Below are 21,182 nucleotides of genomic sequence, written 5' to 3' on the forward strand. Positions count from 1 at the left end.
TAATGAAAGAGCTATTTCGTAAATTTTTTACGACTAAATTTATCAATAGATCCGTTTTTATTTTTTTTATCGTCAGCTTATTCTCTATAACTTTTTATTTGTTATATAATGATGTTAAAAAAAATACAATTCGTGAATTTAACAGAGAACAATTAATTTTAGCCAAAACAGCTTCAGAGGGTATTTCTTCATTTTGGAATAACTATCAATCCAACCTTTCTTACATTGCTACACAGAAAAATATCATCAACTTTTCTAATGAAGGTAAAACCTCTATGCGCTATTTTTATGAAACCCATAAAAACACCATAAAGGCAATTACAAGGGTAGATGCAACAGGAAACATTTTGTACACTCATCCTTATAACAAATCTGTAATAGGTCAAAATATTTCTAACCAAAAACACGTTAAAGAAGTTTTAACAACTAGCAAACCCACTATTAGTGATGTTTTTAAAAGTGTTCAAGGATATTATGCCATAGCCATGCACGTTCCTATTCTTGACAACAAAAAAACCGTAGGTAGCTTAGCCATTTTAATTCCTATAGATAAAATGGGAGATTTATTTTTAGACAATATTAAATCTAATAAAAAAGGACTTGCCTGGCTAATTACAGAAAACAATAAAGAAATATACTGCCCTATAGAAAGTCATCAAGGAAAATCTATTATAGAAACTACCAATAGTGATGAGAACACTCTAAAAATGCTTTCCGAAATAGAAAAATACAAAAGTGGAACAGGAAAAAGCACCCATCAAGGTTCTTTACATTTTAGCAACCAAAATGCAGAAGAAATGTATGTTGTATATTACCACGTTCCACAAGGAAATACATTTTGGACCATCTTAATTTCCTACCAAGAAAGCGAAGTTTATTCTGCTCTATCTGAATTTAGAAATAGATTGATTTTAATTCTTTTTCTGTTATTTGCTATTGTAGGTTACTACATTTATTCTTTAGTAAAGGTTAGAAATGTTTTAAAAGAAGAAAGTAAAAGAAAAAAAGCAGAAATATTACTAAAAGAAAGCAACGATAGGTTTCATAGTTTTATGGAAAACACTCCAATGTATGCTTATATTAAAGACCATTCTTTAAACTACTTATATCAAAATAGAAAAAATCAGGAGCTGCTATCTTCTACCAATATTTTTGATAAAAAAACAGCCACTATGATTAAGAATGCCGATAATGAAATATTATCGGGTAAAAAAGAATCTTTAGAATTGGTGTTTTCAACACATATTAATGGAGAAAAAAAATGGTTAAAAGACTTAAAGTTTAAAATAAACACTTCCTATAATAACAGCGCTATTGGAGGTGCTATGTTTGATATTACTGAAATAAAAAAATATGAAAAGCAACTAGAAAACAATAAATTAAACTTAGAAAACCTTGTAAACAAACGTACCGATGATTTAGAACTAGCAAACAACGAATTAAAAGAATTATACAAAGAGTTAAAACTTCAAAAAGAAGAAGTTGAGTCCACTTTATCAACCTTAAAAGAAACGCAATCTCGTTTGGTATCTTCAGAAAAAATGGCTTCTTTAGGTGTGTTAACCTCTGGGGTTTCTCACGAAATTAACAATCCTTTACAATACCTTACAGGAGTCCATTATGGACTTGAAAACTATTTTAACAAATATGGTAGTCAAGATGAAGAAACAACAACTTTATTCTTGCAAAGCACTAAAACTGCTATTAAAAGAATTTCTTTAATTGTAAAAGGATTGAATCAACTTAGTAGCGACAATGGTATTGTAGACCATCATTGTGATGTACACTCTATTCTAGACAATTGTTTAGCTATTCTAGCAAATCAAGCCAATTCCAATATTGTAGTAGAAAAAAAATATGATTCCCAAAAACTAATCATTCAAGGAAAATCTAACAAACTACACCAAGTATTTATAAATATTATTTCCAATGCAATACAAGCTATTTCTAAAAAAGGAAAAATTACTATTTTAACTAAAAAAAACAACCACTCTATTTCTATTGAGATTACAGATACTGGTTGTGGAATAAAAAAAGAAGATATCCCTAAAATTATTGAACCTTTCTTTACCACAAAAGACCCTGGAAAAGGTACAGGTCTAGGACTTTCTATTGCTTATACAATAATACAAAACCACAATGGTCACTTAAATTTTGAATCTAAATTAAATAAAGGAACCAAAACCACCATAATATTGCCCCTAAAAAATGAACTATGACTACAAAAAATAAAATTTTATATGTAGATGATGAAAAAATCAACTTATTACTTTTTGAAAAAAACTTTAGTGAACACTACCATGTATTAGTAGCTATAGATGGGTTTGAAGGACTAAAAGTTCTTGATGAAAACACAGATACCCTAGTTATAATTAGTGATATGAAAATGCCAGGAATGAATGGTATTGAATTTATAACCAAGGCCAAAGCTAAATACCCTAATAAAAAGTTTTTTATTCTTACTGGTTTTGAAATTACAGAAGAAATAAGAGAAGCTCTAAACTCTGGTTTGATTTTAGAATATTTTAGAAAACCTTTTGAAATAAAAAAAATACACGCAAAAATAGAAGAAGCTATTTGCTGTAAATAAAATGATTTTTCTACAGCAATGCATTTCTTAATACCGTTACAGCATGCAAACTGTCTTGTTGTGTTCCATCTTTAATTTGATGCCTGCAACTGGTTCCTGATGCTACAATTATGGTGTTTTGAGCTGCATTTCGTATTTTAGGAAACAATGTATCTTCTCCCATTTGCATACTTACCTTATAGTGTTCTTGCTCATAACCAAAAGAACCTGCCATACCACAACAACCGGTGTTTAAAATGGTAACGTTGTAATTGGGGATTACATTCAACATATCAAACGTATGTTTGCTGTTACTCAATGCCTTCTGATGACAATGAACATGTATTTTAACATCTCTTTTATTGGTATGAAACAGCTTTGAATCTATATTTTTTAAGGCTATTTCATTGGCAATAAACTCCTCTATGGTAAACGTGTTTTTTGCTAAGTTTTTAGCTTCTTGCTTATTGTTTGCTAATCGAATATACTCATCTCTAAAAGATAGAATAGCAGAAGGCTCTATACCCACCAACGGACTTTCTGCCGAAACTATAGGAGCAAATACCGTTATGTTTCTTTGAGCTACTTTTTTAGCTTCTTTTAAAAAACCTTTAGAAATGTAACTTCTTCCACTTTGTTCATGCTCTAAAAACACACATTGATACTGCAAACGAGTTAACAACTCTAAAGCATCAACCCCAATTTGCACATCGTAGAAATTGGTAAATTCATCTTTAAAAAAGTAGATTTTTTTAATAGGATTCTTCACCTGCAAAGCTGCTAGATTGTTTTCTATCCACTCCGCTAACGTTTCTCGTTGCAAACTAGGTAAACTACGTTCTAAACTCACTCCTAATAGTTTTTTAGCCAATACCGTATTGCTAAACATATTAACCAAACCTGCAAAAACAGCCAGTTTTTGGTTCACATCTATAATTTTAGCAAACAATTTATTTCGGAACGAATACTGATTTGCTTCTTGGTATTGGTATAAAAACTCAGCCTTTAACGTGGCCACATCTACACTACTAGGACATTCACTTGCACAAGCCTTACAACCAATACACAAATCAAAAACCTCTTTTAAGGTTTTACTATCAAATTTATTTTTAGCTGTATTGTTGGTCAACACTTCTCTTAATGCATTGGCTCTTGCTCTGGTAGTATCTTTTTCGTTTTTGGTAGCTCTGTAACTAGGACACATGGTTCCTCCTGCTGCTACAGATTTTCTACAATCTCCAGAACCGTTACATTGCTCAGCCAATTTTAAAACTCCTTCATTTTCAGAAAAATCAAATAAGGTTGAGATGTTGGGTTCAGTTCTGTCAACTTCATACCTTAAATTTTCATCCATTTTATAAGGATTGATGATTTTCCCTTGGTTAAAAATATAATTCGGATCAAAAAGTTCTTTAAATTCTTTTAACAACTGATAGTTTTTAGCTCCTATCATCATCGGAATAAATTCGGCACGTACAATTCCATCTCCATGCTCACCACTTAAAGACCCTTTGTATTTCTTAACCAACTTGGCCACACTGGTGGTAATTTCTCTAAACAAAACAACATCCGATTTTACTTTTAAATTTAAAATAGGACGTAAGTGAATTTCCCCTGCTCCTGCATGTGCATAATACACGGCTTCTTGCTTATAATCTTTCATCATTTTAGAAAAATCGGCAATAAAGTTGGGTAAATCTTCCAAACTTACCGCGGTGTCTTCTATACAAGCTACTGCTTTTTTATCGCCCACTAAATTTCCCAAAGCCCCCAAACCTGCTTTACGCAACTCATGAATTCCGTTAATTTTTGTTCCCGTTACTTTGGGGTGTGCATAACCAAATTGATGTGCTTCTAAATCTGCAATCAAAGCATTTGCTTGTTGCTGGGCATCTATCATAGAAGTTCCTGCTACTTCTAACATTAACACCGCAGCAGGATCGCCAACCAAAAAGCTTCTATTTTCTTGTTGGGAACGTATTGTTTTGGTACAATCTAAAATCAATTTATCCATCAACTCACAATTGTACAATTGATGTTGCATAGCCACCACTACCGATTCCATACAAGATTGAATGCTATCAAAATGAGAAGCAATCATAATATTATGTACAGGCGGAATTTTATCTAACTGTAAGGTAATTTCTGTGGTAAAAGCCAAAGTTCCTTCGCTTCCACACAATACTTTTGCTAGGTTAATGGTCTTTTCTGTTCCTCCAAACAATTCAAACTTTAACAACTCGTCTATAGCATAACCGGTATTTCTTCTGTGAATGTCTGGTTTAGGAAATTCTTTTACAATTTCTTGCTGAACAGCCTCTTTAGAAAAAGTTGTTAAAATTTGTTTGTATATTTTTCCTTCTAAAGTTGTTAGGGTTGATTTTTCTAAAAATTCATCAACAGTTACTGCTTTAAAAACCACTTCACTTCCATCACTTAACAAAGTTTGTAAACTGATAATTTTATCACGTGTAACCCCATAACGAATAGAGGTTGTTCCAGAACTATTGTTCCCAACCATTCCTCCTATCATACATCTATTGGCAGTAGATGTATTTGGACCAAAAAACAATCCATCGGCTTGTACATAACGGTTTAAATCATCACGAATTACACCAGGCTGTACTGTAATTTGAGCTTGTTCTTGGTTATAAGCAATTATCTGAGTAAAATGTTTAGAAACATCTACAATCAAACCCTCACCCACACATTGTCCTGCTAAAGAAGTTCCTGCGGTTCTTGGCACCAAACTTATTTTTTGCTGATTGGCAAAAGCAATCAACATTTTTAAATCTGCTGTAGATTTTGGAAAAGCAACCCCCAAAGGTATTTTTCTATATACAGAAGCATCTGTTGCATAAATTCCTTTGTGCAATGCATCTGTTTTTAAACTCCCTTCTAATTGATTGTCTAGTGTTTTTAATGCTTTTACCATAGCTATCAAAAATAGTGATTTGCAATTATTTTTATGTTTTTAAGTAGGGTAAAATAAATCTAAATTGTTTTAATAGAAACACCTTTTGCTATGATTATAAACTTGTACAAAAAGCATCTAAAAATTCTGATTCAATTAATAATTTCAACTCTTACTACTTGTTATTTAATTTTTATCACAACTGCTTGTAATAAAAACAAACATTTATTAACAAACGATACCTCTGATAGCAAAGAAGATTTTTTTGAGAATGCTACTGATGATCTCTTTTTCAATCAAAATGTAACAACTCCAAATGTTTTATTAATGATTGCTGATGATATGGGAATGGATGTAACTCCTTATGCGACACAATTAAACACTACCAAACCTAACATGCCTAACTTAAACAAATTGATGAGTTTGGGCGTTCGTTTTCAAAACACTTGGTCTTACCCAAGATGTACTCCTACAAGGGCAACCATTCTTACTGGTAAACATGCAAAAACTGTTAATTTATTATCTCCTGGAGATGATATCAAAAGCAACGAAACCATTTTACAATCTTACATTAACAACCAAGGAACAACTGCATATACAACTGCTTTGCTAGGAAAATGGCATTTGTCTACAAATTCTACAGATCCAGAAAACTTAGGTATTGATTACTACAAAGGAAACACCCGAGGAGGTTTAACAGATTATTATCATTGGGATTTACACGAAGATGGAACCACCACTACAATTAGCAACTACTACGGAACAACTGCTTATACAGATTATGCTATAAATTGGATTAATGAGCAAACACAACCTTGGTTTTGTTGGTTGGCCTATAACGCAGCACATGCTACATTCCACACCCCCAAAGACAGCTCTCTTTATACCCACACAGGAACTAATACATTAGACATGTATTTACAAATGTTAGAAGCTATGGATACCGAAATAGGACGACTGTTAAAAAACATTCCTAAGGCACAACTAGCAAATACCACTATTATTTTTGTGGGAGATAATGGTACTCCTGCTCAAGTAGCTCAAACTCCTTTTAGCAGAACTAAAGCCAAAGGATCTTTATACAACGGTGGCATAAATGTTCCTTTAATAGTGGCGGGTGCTAATGTAACTAGACAAAACCAAAGTGAGGAAGCTTTGATACAAACTACAGATTTATTTGCTACAATTGCCGATTTGTGTGGATTGAACAATGTAAACACTACAGAAAGTATTTCTTTTAAAAATTTACTAAGCCAAAAAACAATTCATACTAGAAATTATTTATTTGCAGAAGGATTAAACAATGGTCCTGCTTTTGGTGGCTATACCCTTAGAAATTCTACTTACAAATACGTTTATAACAAAGATGATGATGAACATTATTTATACAATGTTATTACTGATTATTCAGAAACTATAAACCTATATGATGGAGATTTAAGCACCGAAGAACAAACTGCTTTGCATAATTTACAAGCAGAATACCTAAGAATAAAAGAAATTAACTAAAAAATTATTTTCCTTTTAACTTTTCATTCACCTCATCAATAGCTACTTGTTTTTCTGCAAAAACAATCAATACATCTCCTCCTAAAATAACTGTAGCACCATTGGGAGTAATATAAGAATCGTCACGTTTAATCATAGCAATAATAGCGTGTTTTGGAAATCCTAAATCCACTATTTTTTTGTCAACTGCATAATGATCAAATTCTATTTCTATTTCTTGCATTACCGTTTTAGGATTGTCTTTTAACAACAAATCTGTAGGATGTGGTCTTTTTTCTCCACTAGGCAACACAACATCTAACCATTTAGCAACTACAGAAAGCGTAGTCCCTTGAATAATAACTGAAGTAACCGAAATAAAGAAGACAATATTAAACATCATGTCGGCCTTTTCTATACCAGCCAACAACGGATAAGTTGCAAATACAATAGGCACCCCTCCTCTTAATCCAACCCAAGAAATATACGCTCTTCTTTTGTTGTTCATTTTAAAAAAACTTAAACTAAGAAATACACTTAACGGACGAGCTACAATAATCAAGAATAAAGAAATCATCAATCCAATACCAAAAATAGGAATTACTCTTGTAGGAAACACCAACAAACCTAATGTAAGGAATAATACTATTTGCATTAACCACGCAAATCCATCGTATACTTTTAATATGGTTTTTTTATGAATTAAGTTTTGGTTCCCTAAATAAACAGAACAAATATAAATGGCTAAAAACCCATTTCCTCCCACAAAATCTGTTGCAGAAAAGGTAATAAACATTAATGCTATAACCAAAACAGGGTACAACCCTTCAAAATCTAATTTTATTTTGTTAATAATATATTTACTCAACTTTCCAAACCCAAACCCCAAAGCTGCTCCTAACAACATTTGTTGTAAAAACATGGGTATTATAGTTAAAACACTTTGATTTTGATTGACCACCAAACTTAAAAAAGCAATGGTAAGCACATAAGCCATAGGGTCATTACTACCACTTTCCAACTCAAGAGTAGGTCGTAAATTGGTTTTTAAAGCCAAGTTTTTAGATCGTAAAATAGAGAAAACAGCTGCAGCATCTGTAGAAGACACTATAGATCCCAAAAGCATGCTTTCATAAATTGTAAAATTGGTAATCCACCAAACAAACGTTCCCAAGCAAACAGCTGTTAACAACACTCCTAAGGTAGATAATACAATTCCTTCTTTTAAAATAGGTTTTACAGTATTCCAGTTGGTATCTAACCCTCCAGAAAACAAAATAAAATTTAAAGATACAATTCCTATAAACTGAGTTATTTTAGGATCATCAAATTGAATACCACCAACACCATCAGAACCGGCCAACATTCCTATGCTTAAAAACAATAACAAGGTAGGGACTCCAAACTTATACGATGTTTTCCCTACAACAATGCTAATAAACAACAATAAGGAACCTATTAAAAGAATATTCTCAATGGTTAAATTCATAAGTGATATTTATATTATGACAAACTATTTTATCTAAAACTTTACTCCTATTTTAATTTTAAAAATAGAGAAATAAATTAGGAATTTGACAAACATTCTTTTAACATTTTATTGAAATAATTTAAGCTAAAACTCCAATCAAAAATATACAATTCCTAAGGTTAGATTCTCAAATTACAAAAACAGTCATCTTGTTATTTAAAGTGTTTTATACCAACATTTAATCTATTAACTATAATTTGATCTTTGGTTTTTAAAAAAACGTGATTTAAAACAAAAAACACCTACTTAAAAAAGTAGGTGTTTAACAATTGCAGAGAGACAGGGATTCGAACCCTGGAGCCGATTTCTCGACCACAGCTTTCCAGGCTGCTCCATTACCACTCTGGCACCTCTCTATTGGGTTTGCAAATAAACAAAATGTATTTTAGTTATTCTATATAACTTCTTATTTTTCTTTACTAAAAATCCTTTTAAATCTGTATTTTTAGTCTGTAAATACCACCAAATTATGAAACAAGTAAACTGGGGAATTATTGGAGTAGGAAATGTTTGCGAAGTTAAAAGTGCTCCTGCAATGTATAAAATCCCAAACTCTACCGTAATTGCTGTAATGCGTAGAGATTTAGATAAAGCTAAAGACTATGCCAAAAGACATGGCATAGAAGAATGGTCAAACAATGCTGATGACATCATTAATCATCCAGACATTAATGCTATTTATATTGCCACTCCTCCAAAATACCACAAAGCCTATGCTTTAAAAGTAGCCCAAGCAGGTAAGGCTTGTTATATAGAAAAACCAATGGCAATTACCCATCAAGAGTGTGTTGAAATAGAAAAAGCATTCAAAGCAAAAAAACTGCCTTTGTACATTGCATACTACAGAACGTGTTTGCCTAACTTTTTAAAAGTAAAAGAACTAATTTGTAACGGAACTATAGGAACTTTATTAAACGTACAGTTAAACCTCACAAAACCTTTAGATGTTAAAGACGACAACTACGATACTCGTAACTGGAGAGTAGATCCTAAACTAGCGGGTGACGGTTATTTTTATGATTTGGGTTCTCATCAACTAAACATATTAGAATTTTTAATTGGAGATATTGAACATGTACAAGGACTAGCGATCAATCAATCTAAAATATACAAATCTAACGATGTGGTTGCTGCCAACATTTTATTTAAAAATCATGTGGTAGGAACTTGTTTTTGGGCTTTTAACAATGGTATATCTACCAGACGTGATGAGCTAATTATAAACGGAACCAAAGGAAATATTAAAATGACCTGTTTTAATGACAATCCAGTTGTTTTAACCCTTGCTGACGGAAGCCAACAAGAATTTGATATACCCTATCCAGAACACGTACAACAACCTTTAATAACTTCTATTGTTAAAGATTTAATCACCAAAACCAAACAAACCTACAGCACTGGTAAAACAGGAGCAAAAACCAATTATTGGTTAGAACAAATTAGCGGATTGGTATCATAATTGATACCTTTAACACTTAAAAAAATCAACAAAATGAAGATCAAATCTATTTTTACCTTTTTTATTGCCCTTATTTTAACCTGTAACACCTTTGCTCAAAGCGATGCAGAAGCTGTAAAAATTGCTCACAAAGTAATGGAAAGCATGGGAGGTGTAGAAAACTGGAACAATGTACATTATTTAAAATGGGATTTTGGAAAAAGAACTCTGCACTGGAATAAATGGACAGGTGATGTTCGTGTAGAATCTCCAAAAGACGAATTGGTTATTTTGGTAAACATTAACAACAATCAGGGAAAGGCTTTTAAAAACAAAGAATTGATTACAGATGAAAAAGAAGCCAAAAAACTTTTAAAACAAGCTAAAAAATGGTGGATTAATGATTCTTATTGGCTAACCATGCCTTGGAAGTTATTAGACCCAGGAGTCACTTTAAAGCATATAGAAAAAACAACCTTAGAAAACGGTCACAAAGCAGATGTTTTACAAATGACCTTCGAGAATGTTGGTGTAACCCCAAATAACAAATATTATGTGTATATAGATAATAAAGACAACCTTATTAAGCAATGGTCTTTCTTTTCTAAGTATTCAGACAATCAACCTAAATTTACCAAACCTTGGGACAATTATCAAAAATTAAACAACGTATTGTTATCTTTTAACAGAAGTGATTTTGGACCTAAAAATGTAATTGTTCTACAAGAATTTAATGATCGTATATTTACAGAATTGTAATATTTAAAATAAATATTAATAACCAGCATCCTTTTACGACTAAGCTTAAACTAATTCAAATACTGTAAATTAGTAGTAACCTTATACAATAGCTTATGAACAAAAGAGATTCATCATACACAGGTTTTGTTTTTAAAAAATATGAAGCTCCTGAACTTTCTATTTTTGACAAGCTGTTAGACATCTTTAAAGAATTAATTACACACACTTCTGGTGATGTAGATGAAGCTTTAAATTGGCTAGAAGAACTAGACAAAACTTACGAGCTAACCACTCCAGAATATACATTAGAAGATTTTAAACGCGATTTATTTGACAAGGGTTTTATACAAGAACGCATAAAACCCGATGGAAATTCGGGAACTGGAATTACAGCCAAAACAGAACGTGCCATTCGACAACGTGCCTTAAATCAGATTTTTGGAAAATTAAAAAAATCAGGATCCGGGAATCATAGTACCAAAAAAATAGGAACAGGTGATGATGTTACCGGAGAAACCAGGGCCTATCAATTTGGAGATGGTTTAGACAATGTATCTATGACCGAGAGTATTAAAAATGCTCAAGTAAACAATGGAATTCGCAATGGTTTTCAATTGACCGAAGATGATTTGGTGGTAAATGAAACCACTCACAAATCTCAAATGAGTACTGTGTTAATGATAGACATTAGTCATAGTATGATTTTGTATGGAGAAGATAGGATTACTCCTGCCAAAAAAGTAGCTATGGCTTTGGCAGAACTTATCACAACTCGCTACCCTAAAGACACTTTAGACATTATTGTTTTTGGAAACGATTCTTGGCGAATTTCCATTCAGGAACTCCCTTATTTGCAAGTTGGTCCTTACCACACAAATACAGTTGCTGGCCTAGAATTGGCTATGGATTTATTAAGACGAAAGAAAAACACCAACAAACAAATTTTTATGATTACCGATGGAAAACCAAGTTGTTTGCGTTTGCCAGACGGTCGTTATTACAAAAACAGTAATGGTTTAGACCAGCACATTGTAAACAAGTGTTACGACAAAGCTAGCCAAGCTCGTAAATTACATATTCCCATTACTACATTTATGATTGCTCAAGACCCTTATTTAATGCAGTTTGTAAGAGCCTTTACACAAGCCAATCAAGGAAAAGCTTTTTACACCGGTTTAAAAGGTTTGGGAGAAATGATTTTTGAAGATTATGAACAAAACAGAAAAAAAAGAATTAAAGGATAACATGGAACACACAAACATTAAAACTTTAGGAGCTTTAAAAGCATCAGGATATACACCTAAAAGTATTAAAGAAGAATTAAGAACCAATTTGATTCAACTAAAAAAGTCAAAAAAAAATACTTTTACAGGAGTTCATGGATACGAAAAAACAGTAATTCCTCAACTTGAAAGAGCTATTTTATCCAAACACAACATCAACTTATTAGGGTTAAGAGGACAAGCAAAAACACGTTTGGCTAGACAAATGGTTCATTTGTTAGATGAGTACATTCCAGTAATAGCAGGTTCCGAAATTAACGATGATCCTTTACAACCTATTTCTCGTTTTGCCAAAGAAATTATTGCCGAACAAGGTGATGACACTCCCATTACTTGGCTGCATCGTTCAGAACGTTTTGCAGAAAAATTAGCCACTCCAGATGTAACGGTTGCCGATATTATTGGAGATATAGATCCTATAAAAGCAGCAAATTTAAAACTATCTTATGCAGATGATAGAGTAATTCATTACGGAATGATTCCAAGAGCTAACAGATGCATATTTGTAATTAACGAATTGCCCGATTTACAAGCTAGAATACAAGTTGCTTTGTTTAATATTTTACAAGAAGGTGATATACAAATTCGTGGATTTAAATTGCGTTTTGACTTAGATATGCAATTTGTATTTACTGCCAATCCAGAAGATTATACCAACAGAGGAAGCATTATTACTCCTTTAAAAGATAGAATTGGTTCTCAAATTTTGACCCATTATCCAGAGAATATAGAAATTGCCAAAACTATTACACAACAAGAGGCCAAATTAGAGAAAAATCAAGCTAAAAACATTTACGTTCCAGAATTGGCAAAAAACATTTTAGAACAAATTGGTTTTGAAGCTAGAGATAGTGAGTTTGTAGATGTAAAAAGTGGAGTTAGTGCTCGTTTAAGCATATCTGCTTACGAAAATTTAATGAGTACTGCAGAGTTAAGAATGTTAAGTTCTGGAGATAAAAAAACAAGTGTTCGTTTAAGTGATTTTATGGGAATTATTCCTGCCATTAACGGAAAAATAGAATTGGTCTATGAGGGAGAACAAGAAGGTGCTGCTTCTGTAGCAGAAAATTTAATCAACAGTGCTATAAAAACCTTATTCCCTACTTATTTTCCTGCCATAGAAAAACTGGTTAGAAAAAACGCAACCACTCCGTATGATGAAATCATCAAATGGTTTATAGAAGGAACCAATTTTGAACTAGCCAACAATCTTACAAACAAAGAATACCAACAACAATTAAATTATATAGAACCTCTTTCTGATTTTATTCAAGAATATCAACCAAACACATCGCAAGAAGACAGTTACTTTTTTAAAGAATTTGTTTTATGGGCATTGGTAGAATTTAACAAATTAAGCAAGGTAGATTTAGAAGAAGGTTACAAGTTTAAAGACACTTTTGAAAACTTTATTGATGGAATTTAAAACTTTACAAGCTACTTTTTGAAAACAAATAATTGCTTTTTTTTTAATTTATTCTTAAAAAATAAACTATTGAGTTATATATTTGCTAACACTAACCACAAAATACAGAACAACGCTAAAAAATACGATTTTTCACAAAACGTATATTATTTGCCATTGAAAAATAATATACACCTTTAAACAACAACAGAAACCATTCAAATGTTATGAAAGAATCTATAAATATTGAACCTTTTCAAGCTGCTGAAGGAATTGTATACCATGCAGACACCTGTTTACCTTTAACAGATGCGCATGAAAGAAAAAAAGTAAAATTCAAAGCGTTAGCTCGTCATTCCTATCCTGGAGATCGTTTAAACGAAAACACCTTAGGTCTAAACAGTATTGGCTATTGGGATGCCAACACACCGCAAGATTGGGGATTAGACTGGCACAGAAATGAGGGAATAGAATTTCATTTTCTAGAATCTGGTTCCATGCCCTATGCTCAAGAAAACAAAGAAGTTATTTTAGAACCCAATACACTTACCATTACCAGACCTTGGGAAGCACATAAAGTAGGAAACCCTAATATAGGAATTGGGAAATTTTATTGGATTATTATTGATTTAGGAGTAAGAAGACCTCACCAGCCTTGGGTTTGGCCAAACTGGATTAACATTACTCCACAAGACCTAGAAAGATTAACCATTTTATTAAGACAAAATGAAAAATCTATTATAAAAACAAACAATGAATACAAAGATTGTTTTTACAAAATTGGAAAAGCTGTAGATGAAGACATCAACAACAACAATGCTTCAAAAATCAGAGTCTTAATCAATCAACTTCTTTTACTCTTGTTAGATAGTTTAAACGAAGAAAAAATTATTTTAAACGAATCTTTAACAGACAGCTCTAGAAGTGTCAAGTTTTTTTTAAAAGAGTTAGACAACAATATTTCCGAAAACTGGACCATACAATCTATGGCAGACTCTGCAGGAGTTGGGCTCACAAGGTTCACACATCATTGCAAACAAATAACCAATTTAACCCCTATGCAATACTTGGCTTACAAGCGCATAGAAAAATCTAAACTATTACTTCTAAGCAATCAACATCTTTCAATTTCAGAAATTGCTTACATGTGCGGATTTACTACTAGTCAGTATTTTGCTACCGTTTTTAAAAAACACGAAAACTGTACTCCTAACGAATTTCGCATCCAAGAACACCAATAAGTATATTTTTCTTCACTGAAAAATTATAAACAAACCCTAGCTTGTAATTATATATATTTATCAATCAATAACATTGTTTTGTAAATAATTCACAAAACCAACAACATTACACTAAAAAACTTACTGATTTATAAACTTATAATTACATTAAATGAAAAATTCAAATAAAAATAGATTGTTTATTGCTAGCTGTCTAGCTTTAATTACTACGGCTATGACTTTTGCAATTAGAGCAAGGTTAGAAACTGTGTTTGGACCTGAAGGAATAGGATTAACTTTAGAACAAATAGGATACGCTTTTACCCCTGCTTTTTTTGGATTTACCTTAGCCATGATATTTGGAGGACCTCTAGTAGATTTATTAGGAATCAAAAAAATAACTTGGATGGCTTTTGTAACGCATGCTATTGGTATTGTATGGACTATTATGGCAGATTCTATGACTTCTCTATTTTTAGCAACTTTATTTATTGGTATAGGTAACGGTATGGTAGAAGCAGCCTTAAATCCGTTGATTGCCTCTATGTATTCAGATCAAAAAACCAAAATGCTAAACAGATTTCACGTATGGTTTCCTGGTGGAATTGTAATTGGCTCTTTAATGGGCTGGTTTATCATGGATGTATTAGGAATGGATTGGCAATTAATGGTAGCCACTTTATTCATCCCTTTAGCACTATATGGAATACTATTTTTTGGACAAGAAATTCCCGTTACAGAACGTGTTAAATTAGGAATTAGCAACAAACAAATGATTGCAAGTGTAACCAAACCTTTATTTATCTTTATGGTATTGTGTATGTTTTTAACAGCTGCATCAGAATTAGGAACTACACAAAGAATAGAATCTTTATTAAAAACATCTGTATCATCACCTTTATTGGTTTTGGCATTTATTAACGGAATTATGGCTTTGGGTAGATTGTCTGCAGGACAAGTTGTTCACAAACTAAAACCAGCTGGAATGCTTTTATATTCAGCAATATTTACTTTAATTGGTCTTTGGTTATTAACCATTACAACAGGAGGTATGACTTTTGTTGCTGCAGCTGTATTTGCTGTAGGAGTTACTTTTTTTTGGCCAACCATGTTAGGTTTTGTTGCAGAATATTTACCACAAACAGGTGCTTTAGGATTGTCTATTATGGGAGGGGCTGGAATGTTTTCGGTTTCTTTAGTTTTGCCTATTATGGGTAAATTAATGGACAATGCCAATGCTGCCGAAGCCTTAAGAACCATGTCTATTTTACCTGCAATTTTAATTGTAGCATTTATAGGCTTAAATATATACATGAAAAAGACAAGCAAAGCATAAATACAAACATGAATAGAAAATTAAGAATGGGAATGATTGGTGGTGGAACCGGATCATTCATTGGAGATGTACACAGAAAAGCTTCCTCAATTGATGGAATGATTGAATTGGTATGTGGTGCCTTTAGCAGCACTGCCGAAAAATCAATCCAATCAGGAAAAGATTTGTTTTTACCAGAAAACAGATGTTATGGTAGTTATGAGGAAATGATTTTAAAAGAAAAAGAACTTCCAGAAGGAGAGCGTATGGATTTTGTTTCTATTGTTACTCCTAACCACATGCACTTCCCTCCTGCTAAAATGGCTTTAGAAAATGGATTTCACGTAGTATGCGACAAACCGATGACCTTAACAATGGACGAAGCCATAGAATTGGAAAAAATCATAAAAGCATCGGGTAAACTATTTGCTTTAACACACAACTACCCAGGAAGTCCAATGGTTAAACAAGCCAAAGCATTGGTAGACAATGGAGATATTGGAATCATTAGAAAAGTACAAGTTCAATACTTACAAGGTTGGTTGTCTACAGATGTAGAAACTACAGGTCAAAAACAAGCTGCATGGAGAGTAGATCCTAAGCGCTCTGGTATTGGTGGAGCTTTGGGTGATATTGGAACACATGCCGAAAACTTAGTAGAATACATTACCGGATTAAAAATAACAGAAATTGCTGCAGACTTAGGTAGATTTGGTAAAGGACGTATTTTGGATGATGATGGAAACTTGTTACTTCGTTTAGAAAATGGAGCCAAAGGAACCATGTCCTTTTCTCAAATAGCGTTGGGTGAAGAAAATAACTTAGCCATTAAAGTATATGGTACCAAAGGAAGCTTAGAATGGAACCAAGAAAATCCTAATCAATTAATTACTCATTGGTTAGAAGAGCCTATAAAAATATATACACCTAACGGAAATAACCTATATCCAAACGCTAAAATTTCAAGAATACCTGCAGGTCACCCAGAAGGATATTTAGAAGCTTTTGCCACTGTTTATAAAAATTTTGCAAACCACTTAATTGCTATTTCTAAAGGAGAAACCATTGCAAACCCAGATTACCCTACTGTAAAAGATGGTATTAGAGGTATGAAATTTATTTATGCAGCTGTAGAAAGTGATAAAAACAATGCTGCATGGACAACTTTATAAAAAACAAAATGTTAAAATTAAACACTAAAAACAACATCAACCTTGCTTTACTTACTACAGCCATTTTAGCTGTAAGTTGTGGTAAAAAAGAAAAGGAATATTTTGATACAAAGTACACCAAACCAGTAATAGTTAAAGAAGCATCTTCTGATTTTAAATCTCCAGAAGAAAGTTTAAACAGTTTTTATTTACCAGAAGGATATGAAATTCAGTTGGTCGCTAGCGAACCAATGGTAGATGAACCTGTTACCATTGCTTGGGACGGAAATGGTCGTATGTATGTAGCAGAAATGAATACCTACATGCAAGATGTAGATGGTACTGGTACCGATAGATCTATTAGTAAAATTAAACAATTAATAGATACCGATGGTGATGGAAAAATGGATAAAAGTACCGTATTTATAGACAGTTTATTGTTGCCTAGAATGATACTTCCTTTAGACAACGGAGAATTAATTGTAAACGAAACTTACTCTTATGATTTATGGAAATACACAGACACCAATAATGATGGTGTTGCCGATAAAAAAGAACGTGTGTTTTACATTCCTAAAAGAAGAGGTGGTAACTTAGAACATCAACAAAGTGGTTTGTTATGGAATTTAGACAACTGGGTGTACACTACTTACAACCCTATCCGTTTTAAATTTACAAAAGACAAAGTTGTAGCAGATACAGTTGCCAATATGCCTGCGGGACAATGGGGATTAACTCAAGATGATTTAGGGAATATTTTTTACGCTACTGCTGGTGGAGAAAATCCTGCTTACGGATTTCAGCATCCTCCTGTATATGGTGACTACAGCCCAAAAGAAAGATTAGAAGAAGGTTTTATGGAAACTTTTCCTGTTGTTGGAACACCAGATGTGCAAGGAGGTCCTAAAAGGTTAAAAGAAGATGGAACCTTAAATCACTTTACTGGTGTGGCAGGACAAACTATTTTTAGAGGACACAGAATGCCATCAAATATGTATGGAGATTTGTTTATTCCTGAACCTGTAGGTAGATTGATTAGAAGAGCTAAGGTCAAAAACATTGATGGATTAAAAGTTTTATCAAACCCTTATTACCAAACAGAGTTTTTGGCATCTACAGACTTAAACTTTAGACCTGTTTGGTCAGAAACTGGACCCGATGGTTCTTTGTATGTGGTAGACATGTACCGAGGAATTATTCAAGAAAGTAATTGGACTAGAAAAGGAAGTGCAATTAGACCCGTAATTAAACGCAAAAAACTTGATAAAAACATAGGTAGAGGAAGAATTTACAGAATTGTTCACAAAGATTTTACTCCAGACAAACAACCTAAATTGTTAAACAAAACAGCTAAAGAATTAGTTGCTTATTTAGGTCACAAAAATGGATGGTACAGAAACACCGCTCAAAAATTAATTATTTTAAGAAACGATCCTTCTGTAATTCCCATGTTAAAAGAAATAGCACTAGACAACCAAAGCATGTGGTCTAAACTATTTAATGATGATAAAGATTATGGACTAGAAAGAATACATGCTCTATGGACTTTAGAAGGTTTAGGAATTATAGACAAATCTATGTTAAAGGAAAAATTCAAAGATGAAGATCCTCGTGTTAGAATGACCGCTATTAGAATTAGTGAACATTTTATGAAACAAGGAGATTTGGACTTGTTCGAAAATTACGAGGAATTAGCTTTAGATCCTTCTAAAGAAGTAATCAATCAATTGGCATTGAGTCTTCGTTTTAGCAACTCTAAAAAAGCTACGTCTTTGTTAAAACAAATTCAAAGAAAACATACAGAACACACTGTAATTGCAAATTCTACCAAAGAAAGTCTAAAAAAGGATGATGAAAGACTTATTGCTTTAAAAGAAAGAATTAAAGACAGAAGCAACAACCATATAGGAAATATTCTTAAAGGGTATGACATCTATAATCAACTATGTACAACTTGTCATGGTCCAGATTTAAAAGGTGTTCAAAACGAAGATGGTTCTTTAGTAGCTCCACCATTATTAGGAAGTCCAAGAGTAAAAGGAGATCATAAGAAGTTAATTAAAATATTACTAAACGGACTAATTGGCGAGGTTGATGGAAAAGAATATGGAGTAATGATGTCTTTAAAAGACAACGATAATTTCTGGATTGCAAATGTACTAAGCTATGTACGAGCTATGAATGATAAAGAAGCAATACAAGCTTGGGCCGTAGGAAAAGTAAGACAACAAACTAAAAACCGTAAAGATTACTGGACCTTAAAGGAATTAGAAAAATCAAAATAATTTACAAATTACTAACCAAAATAAAATGAACATAATTAAAGGACCTGCTATATTTCTAGCACAATTTGCTGGCTCCGAAGCCCCATTTAATACCTTAGATGGAATGTGCGGATGGGTAGCATCATTAGGCTACAAAGGAATACAAATTCCCACTTGGGAAACAGGATTGATTGATTTAGATTTGGCTGCTAGTAGCCAAACATACTGTGATGAATTAAAAGGAAAAGTTGCCTCATACGGATTAGAAATCACTGAATTATCTACGCATTTACAAGGACAACTAGTCGCTGTAAACCCTGCTTACGATTCTATGTTTGATGCGTTTGCACCTGATGCCTATAAAAACAATCCTAAAGCTAGAACCGAATGGGCTGTAGATCAATTAAAGAAAGCTGCCAAAGCTAGTAAGAATTTAGGAATTACAGCACACGCAACTTTTTCTGGTTCACTCATGTGGCACACCATGTATCCATGGCCACAAGCTCCAAAAGGATTGGTAGATATGGGCTTTAAAGAACTTGCCAACAGATGGATGCCTATTTTAAACACTTTTGAAGACAATGGAGTCGATGTTTGTTATGAAATTCACCCTGGAGAAGATCTGCATGATGGTGTTACTTTTGAGCGTTTTTTAAAAGCAACCAACAATCACAAAAGAGTTAACATCTTATACGATCCTAGTCATTTTGTATTACAGCAATTAGACTATTTAAAGTATATAGATTACTACCACGAGTACATAAAAATGTTTCATGTAAAAGATGCCGAATTTAATCCTTCTGGAAAAGTAGGAGTTTATGGTGGCTATCAAGATTGGAAAGACCGTGCAGGTAGATTTAGATCTTTAGGTGATGGACAAGTAGATTTTAAAAGTATTTTCTCTAAACTAACCCAATACAACTGTAATGTATGGGCTGTTATGGAATGGGAATGTTGTTTAAAATCACCCGAACAAGGTGCCAAAGAAGGAGCTCCTTTTATTACCAAACACCTTATAGATGCTACCGAAAAAGGATTTGATGATTTTGCAGGAAGTGCTGACGACCAAGAAGCCTTGAAAAAAATATTAGGAATCTAAATTTCTAATTAAATAAACAATTCCAAAAGCCATTAGATAAATTCTGATGGCTTTTTTGTAACACTTCACTATGTGACACGACAAAGCAATAAAAAATGACAAACAACCCTATAAAAATCACCTATTATTTTGATGCCTTTTGTGGATGGTGCTACGGATTTTCCAATGAATTTTCTGCATTTAGAAAAGCACACACCCACGATATAGAATTCGAAATAGTAAGTGGTGGTTTATTTATAAACAATAGAATTGGAAACATTAACAACATAGCTCCTTATATAAAAGACGGTGCATACAAAACCGTAGAAAGTGTTACAGGTGTACAATTTGGACCTGACTTTGTAAGCAAACTAAATAGTTCAGAAAACATTTGGCTAGACTCTACCTTGCCTGCAATTGCTCTATGTGTTATTAAAGAAAATATTCCGAATAAAGCTATTGATTTTGCAACACATTTGTTACACACATTTTATTATGATGCTAAAGATGTAAGAGATATCAACTCTTTTAAAACAGCTGTTTTGTCCATAAATTATGATTTTGATCTTTTTAAAAATCAACTAAAAGAAGACAAATACAAAATTCTTGCTCAAAAAGATTTTGATCAGTTTTCTCAAAACAAAATTAATGGAATGCCTACTTTAGTTATTCAAAATAGCACTAAAAAAGCCTATTTAAGTAACGGATTTGCTACGTTTAAAGATTTAGAAACTCGCTTAGAAACTTTTAAAACTTCTGAGTAACATTACAAAATCTACACGTGT

15 protein-coding genes and 1 tRNA gene are annotated in these 21,182 nt (G+C 32.7%); 13 read left to right on the forward strand and 3 right to left on the reverse strand.

The genetic code is table 11. The features are described 5' to 3' along the window. Positions 1–98 precede the first annotated feature (98 nt). Together ACY2IJ_RS03745 and ACY2IJ_RS03750 are read left to right on the forward strand one after the other, a co-directional pair. Complete coding sequence (locus ACY2IJ_RS03745; RefSeq protein ID WP_476725825.1) at positions 99–2,219, forward strand: ATP-binding protein; 2,121 nt, start codon at positions 99–101, stop codon at positions 2,217–2,219. Then, positions 2,216–2,590 carry a response regulator gene (locus ACY2IJ_RS03750; RefSeq protein WP_476725826.1) on the forward strand — a complete coding sequence of 125 codons (375 nt, stop codon included), beginning with the start codon at positions 2,216–2,218 and terminating at the stop codon, positions 2,588–2,590. Before ACY2IJ_RS03745 ends, ACY2IJ_RS03750 begins: the two co-directional genes overlap by 4 nt. A 10-nt stretch (positions 2,591–2,600) precedes the next feature. On the opposite strand, the gene ACY2IJ_RS03755 is transcribed toward ACY2IJ_RS03750, so the two are convergent. Next, the gene (locus tag ACY2IJ_RS03755; RefSeq protein ID WP_476726533.1) at positions 2,601–5,504 is read right to left on the reverse strand and encodes an FAD-binding and (Fe-S)-binding domain-containing protein; all 2,904 of its coding nucleotides are present in this window, start codon (positions 5,502–5,504) and stop codon (positions 2,601–2,603) included. Positions 5,505–5,594: 90 nt separating this feature from the next. On the opposite strand from ACY2IJ_RS03755, the gene ACY2IJ_RS03760 reads away from it, so the two are divergent. After that, positions 5,595–6,992 (forward strand): sulfatase-like hydrolase/transferase, encoded by a 1,398-nt coding sequence (locus ACY2IJ_RS03760; protein ID WP_476725827.1) that lies wholly within the window; start codon positions 5,595–5,597, stop codon positions 6,990–6,992. 4 nt (positions 6,993–6,996) lie between these two features. Here the strand turns inward: ACY2IJ_RS03760 and ACY2IJ_RS03765 are convergent, their stop codons facing one another. Beyond that, positions 6,997–8,460, reverse strand: coding sequence for a potassium/proton antiporter (locus ACY2IJ_RS03765; RefSeq protein ID WP_476725828.1), 1,464 nt, complete (start codon positions 8,458–8,460; stop codon positions 6,997–6,999). A gap of 314 nt (positions 8,461–8,774) precedes the next feature. Next, positions 8,775–8,858: transfer RNA gene (locus ACY2IJ_RS03770), tRNA-Ser, on the reverse strand. A 113-nt stretch (positions 8,859–8,971) separates the two neighbouring features. Between ACY2IJ_RS03770 and ACY2IJ_RS03775 the strand changes: the two genes are divergently transcribed. The 10 genes from ACY2IJ_RS03775 to ACY2IJ_RS03820 all read left to right on the forward strand — a co-directional run bounded on the left by ACY2IJ_RS03775 (position 8,972) and on the right by ACY2IJ_RS03820 (position 21,161). After that, entirely contained in the window at positions 8,972–9,961 is a 990-nt protein-coding gene (locus ACY2IJ_RS03775; RefSeq protein ID WP_476725829.1) for a Gfo/Idh/MocA family protein, read from the forward strand. 33 nt (positions 9,962–9,994) lie between these two features. Next, entirely contained in the window at positions 9,995–10,699 is a 705-nt protein-coding gene (locus ACY2IJ_RS03780) for a hypothetical protein (RefSeq protein ID WP_476725830.1), read from the forward strand. Between the two features lie 95 nt (positions 10,700–10,794). Beyond that, positions 10,795–11,925 carry a vWA domain-containing protein gene (locus ACY2IJ_RS03785; protein ID WP_476725831.1) on the forward strand — a complete coding sequence of 377 codons (1,131 nt, stop codon included), beginning with the start codon at positions 10,795–10,797 and terminating at the stop codon, positions 11,923–11,925. A 1-nt stretch (position 11,926) separates the two neighbouring features. Continuing rightward, positions 11,927–13,390 (forward strand): magnesium chelatase, encoded by a 1,464-nt coding sequence (locus ACY2IJ_RS03790; protein WP_476726534.1) that lies wholly within the window; start codon positions 11,927–11,929, stop codon positions 13,388–13,390. A gap of 206 nt (positions 13,391–13,596) precedes the next feature. Continuing rightward, entirely contained in the window at positions 13,597–14,610 is a 1,014-nt protein-coding gene (locus ACY2IJ_RS03795) for an AraC family transcriptional regulator (RefSeq protein WP_476725832.1), read from the forward strand. Positions 14,611–14,761: 151 nt separating this feature from the next. After that, complete coding sequence (locus ACY2IJ_RS03800; protein ID WP_476725833.1) at positions 14,762–15,925, forward strand: MFS transporter; 1,164 nt, start codon at positions 14,762–14,764, stop codon at positions 15,923–15,925. 8 nt (positions 15,926–15,933) lie between these two features. Continuing rightward, complete coding sequence (locus ACY2IJ_RS03805) at positions 15,934–17,076, forward strand: Gfo/Idh/MocA family protein (protein WP_476725834.1); 1,143 nt, start codon at positions 15,934–15,936, stop codon at positions 17,074–17,076. Then, entirely contained in the window at positions 17,061–19,340 is a 2,280-nt protein-coding gene (locus ACY2IJ_RS03810) for a DUF7133 domain-containing protein (protein WP_476725835.1), read from the forward strand. The genes ACY2IJ_RS03805 and ACY2IJ_RS03810 overlap by 16 nt, the downstream gene beginning before the upstream one ends. A 25-nt stretch (positions 19,341–19,365) precedes the next feature. Further along, on the forward strand, positions 19,366–20,418 hold the full coding sequence (locus ACY2IJ_RS03815; RefSeq protein ID WP_476725836.1) for a sugar phosphate isomerase/epimerase family protein: 1,053 nt from the start codon (positions 19,366–19,368) through the stop codon (positions 20,416–20,418). 95 nt (positions 20,419–20,513) lie between these two features. Further along, positions 20,514–21,161, forward strand: coding sequence for a DsbA family protein (locus ACY2IJ_RS03820; RefSeq protein ID WP_476725837.1), 648 nt, complete (start codon positions 20,514–20,516; stop codon positions 21,159–21,161). The last annotated feature ends 21 nt before the right edge of the window (positions 21,162–21,182 follow it).

The sequence above is a fragment of the Wenyingzhuangia gracilariae genome, assembly GCF_056387575.1.

What these genes read in the sequence shown, in the direction of transcription:
- ACY2IJ_RS03810 (WP_476725835.1), top strand. Translation starts at nt 17,061, where the DNA reads ATGGACAACTTTATAAAAAACAAAATGTTAAAATTAAACACTAAAAAC.
- ACY2IJ_RS03750 (WP_476725826.1), top strand. Translation starts at nt 2,216, where the DNA reads ATGACTACAAAAAATAAAATTTTATATGTAGATGATGAAAAAATCAAC.
- ACY2IJ_RS03790 (WP_476726534.1), top strand. Translation starts at nt 11,927, where the DNA reads ATGGAACACACAAACATTAAAACTTTAGGAGCTTTAAAAGCATCAGGA.
- ACY2IJ_RS03820 (WP_476725837.1), top strand. Translation starts at nt 20,514, where the DNA reads ATGACAAACAACCCTATAAAAATCACCTATTATTTTGATGCCTTTTGT.
- ACY2IJ_RS03755 (WP_476726533.1), bottom strand. Translation starts at nt 5,504, where the DNA reads ATGGTAAAAGCATTAAAAACACTAGACAATCAATTAGAAGGGAGTTTA.
- ACY2IJ_RS03795 (WP_476725832.1), top strand. Translation starts at nt 13,597, where the DNA reads ATGAAAGAATCTATAAATATTGAACCTTTTCAAGCTGCTGAAGGAATT.
- ACY2IJ_RS03765 (WP_476725828.1), bottom strand. Translation starts at nt 8,460, where the DNA reads ATGAATTTAACCATTGAGAATATTCTTTTAATAGGTTCCTTATTGTTG.
- ACY2IJ_RS03800 (WP_476725833.1), top strand. Translation starts at nt 14,762, where the DNA reads ATGAAAAATTCAAATAAAAATAGATTGTTTATTGCTAGCTGTCTAGCT.
- ACY2IJ_RS03760 (WP_476725827.1), top strand. Translation starts at nt 5,595, where the DNA reads ATGATTATAAACTTGTACAAAAAGCATCTAAAAATTCTGATTCAATTA.
- ACY2IJ_RS03775 (WP_476725829.1), top strand. Translation starts at nt 8,972, where the DNA reads ATGAAACAAGTAAACTGGGGAATTATTGGAGTAGGAAATGTTTGCGAA.
- ACY2IJ_RS03815 (WP_476725836.1), top strand. Translation starts at nt 19,366, where the DNA reads ATGAACATAATTAAAGGACCTGCTATATTTCTAGCACAATTTGCTGGC.
- ACY2IJ_RS03805 (WP_476725834.1), top strand. Translation starts at nt 15,934, where the DNA reads ATGAATAGAAAATTAAGAATGGGAATGATTGGTGGTGGAACCGGATCA.
- ACY2IJ_RS03785 (WP_476725831.1), top strand. Translation starts at nt 10,795, where the DNA reads ATGAACAAAAGAGATTCATCATACACAGGTTTTGTTTTTAAAAAATAT.
- ACY2IJ_RS03780 (WP_476725830.1), top strand. Translation starts at nt 9,995, where the DNA reads ATGAAGATCAAATCTATTTTTACCTTTTTTATTGCCCTTATTTTAACC.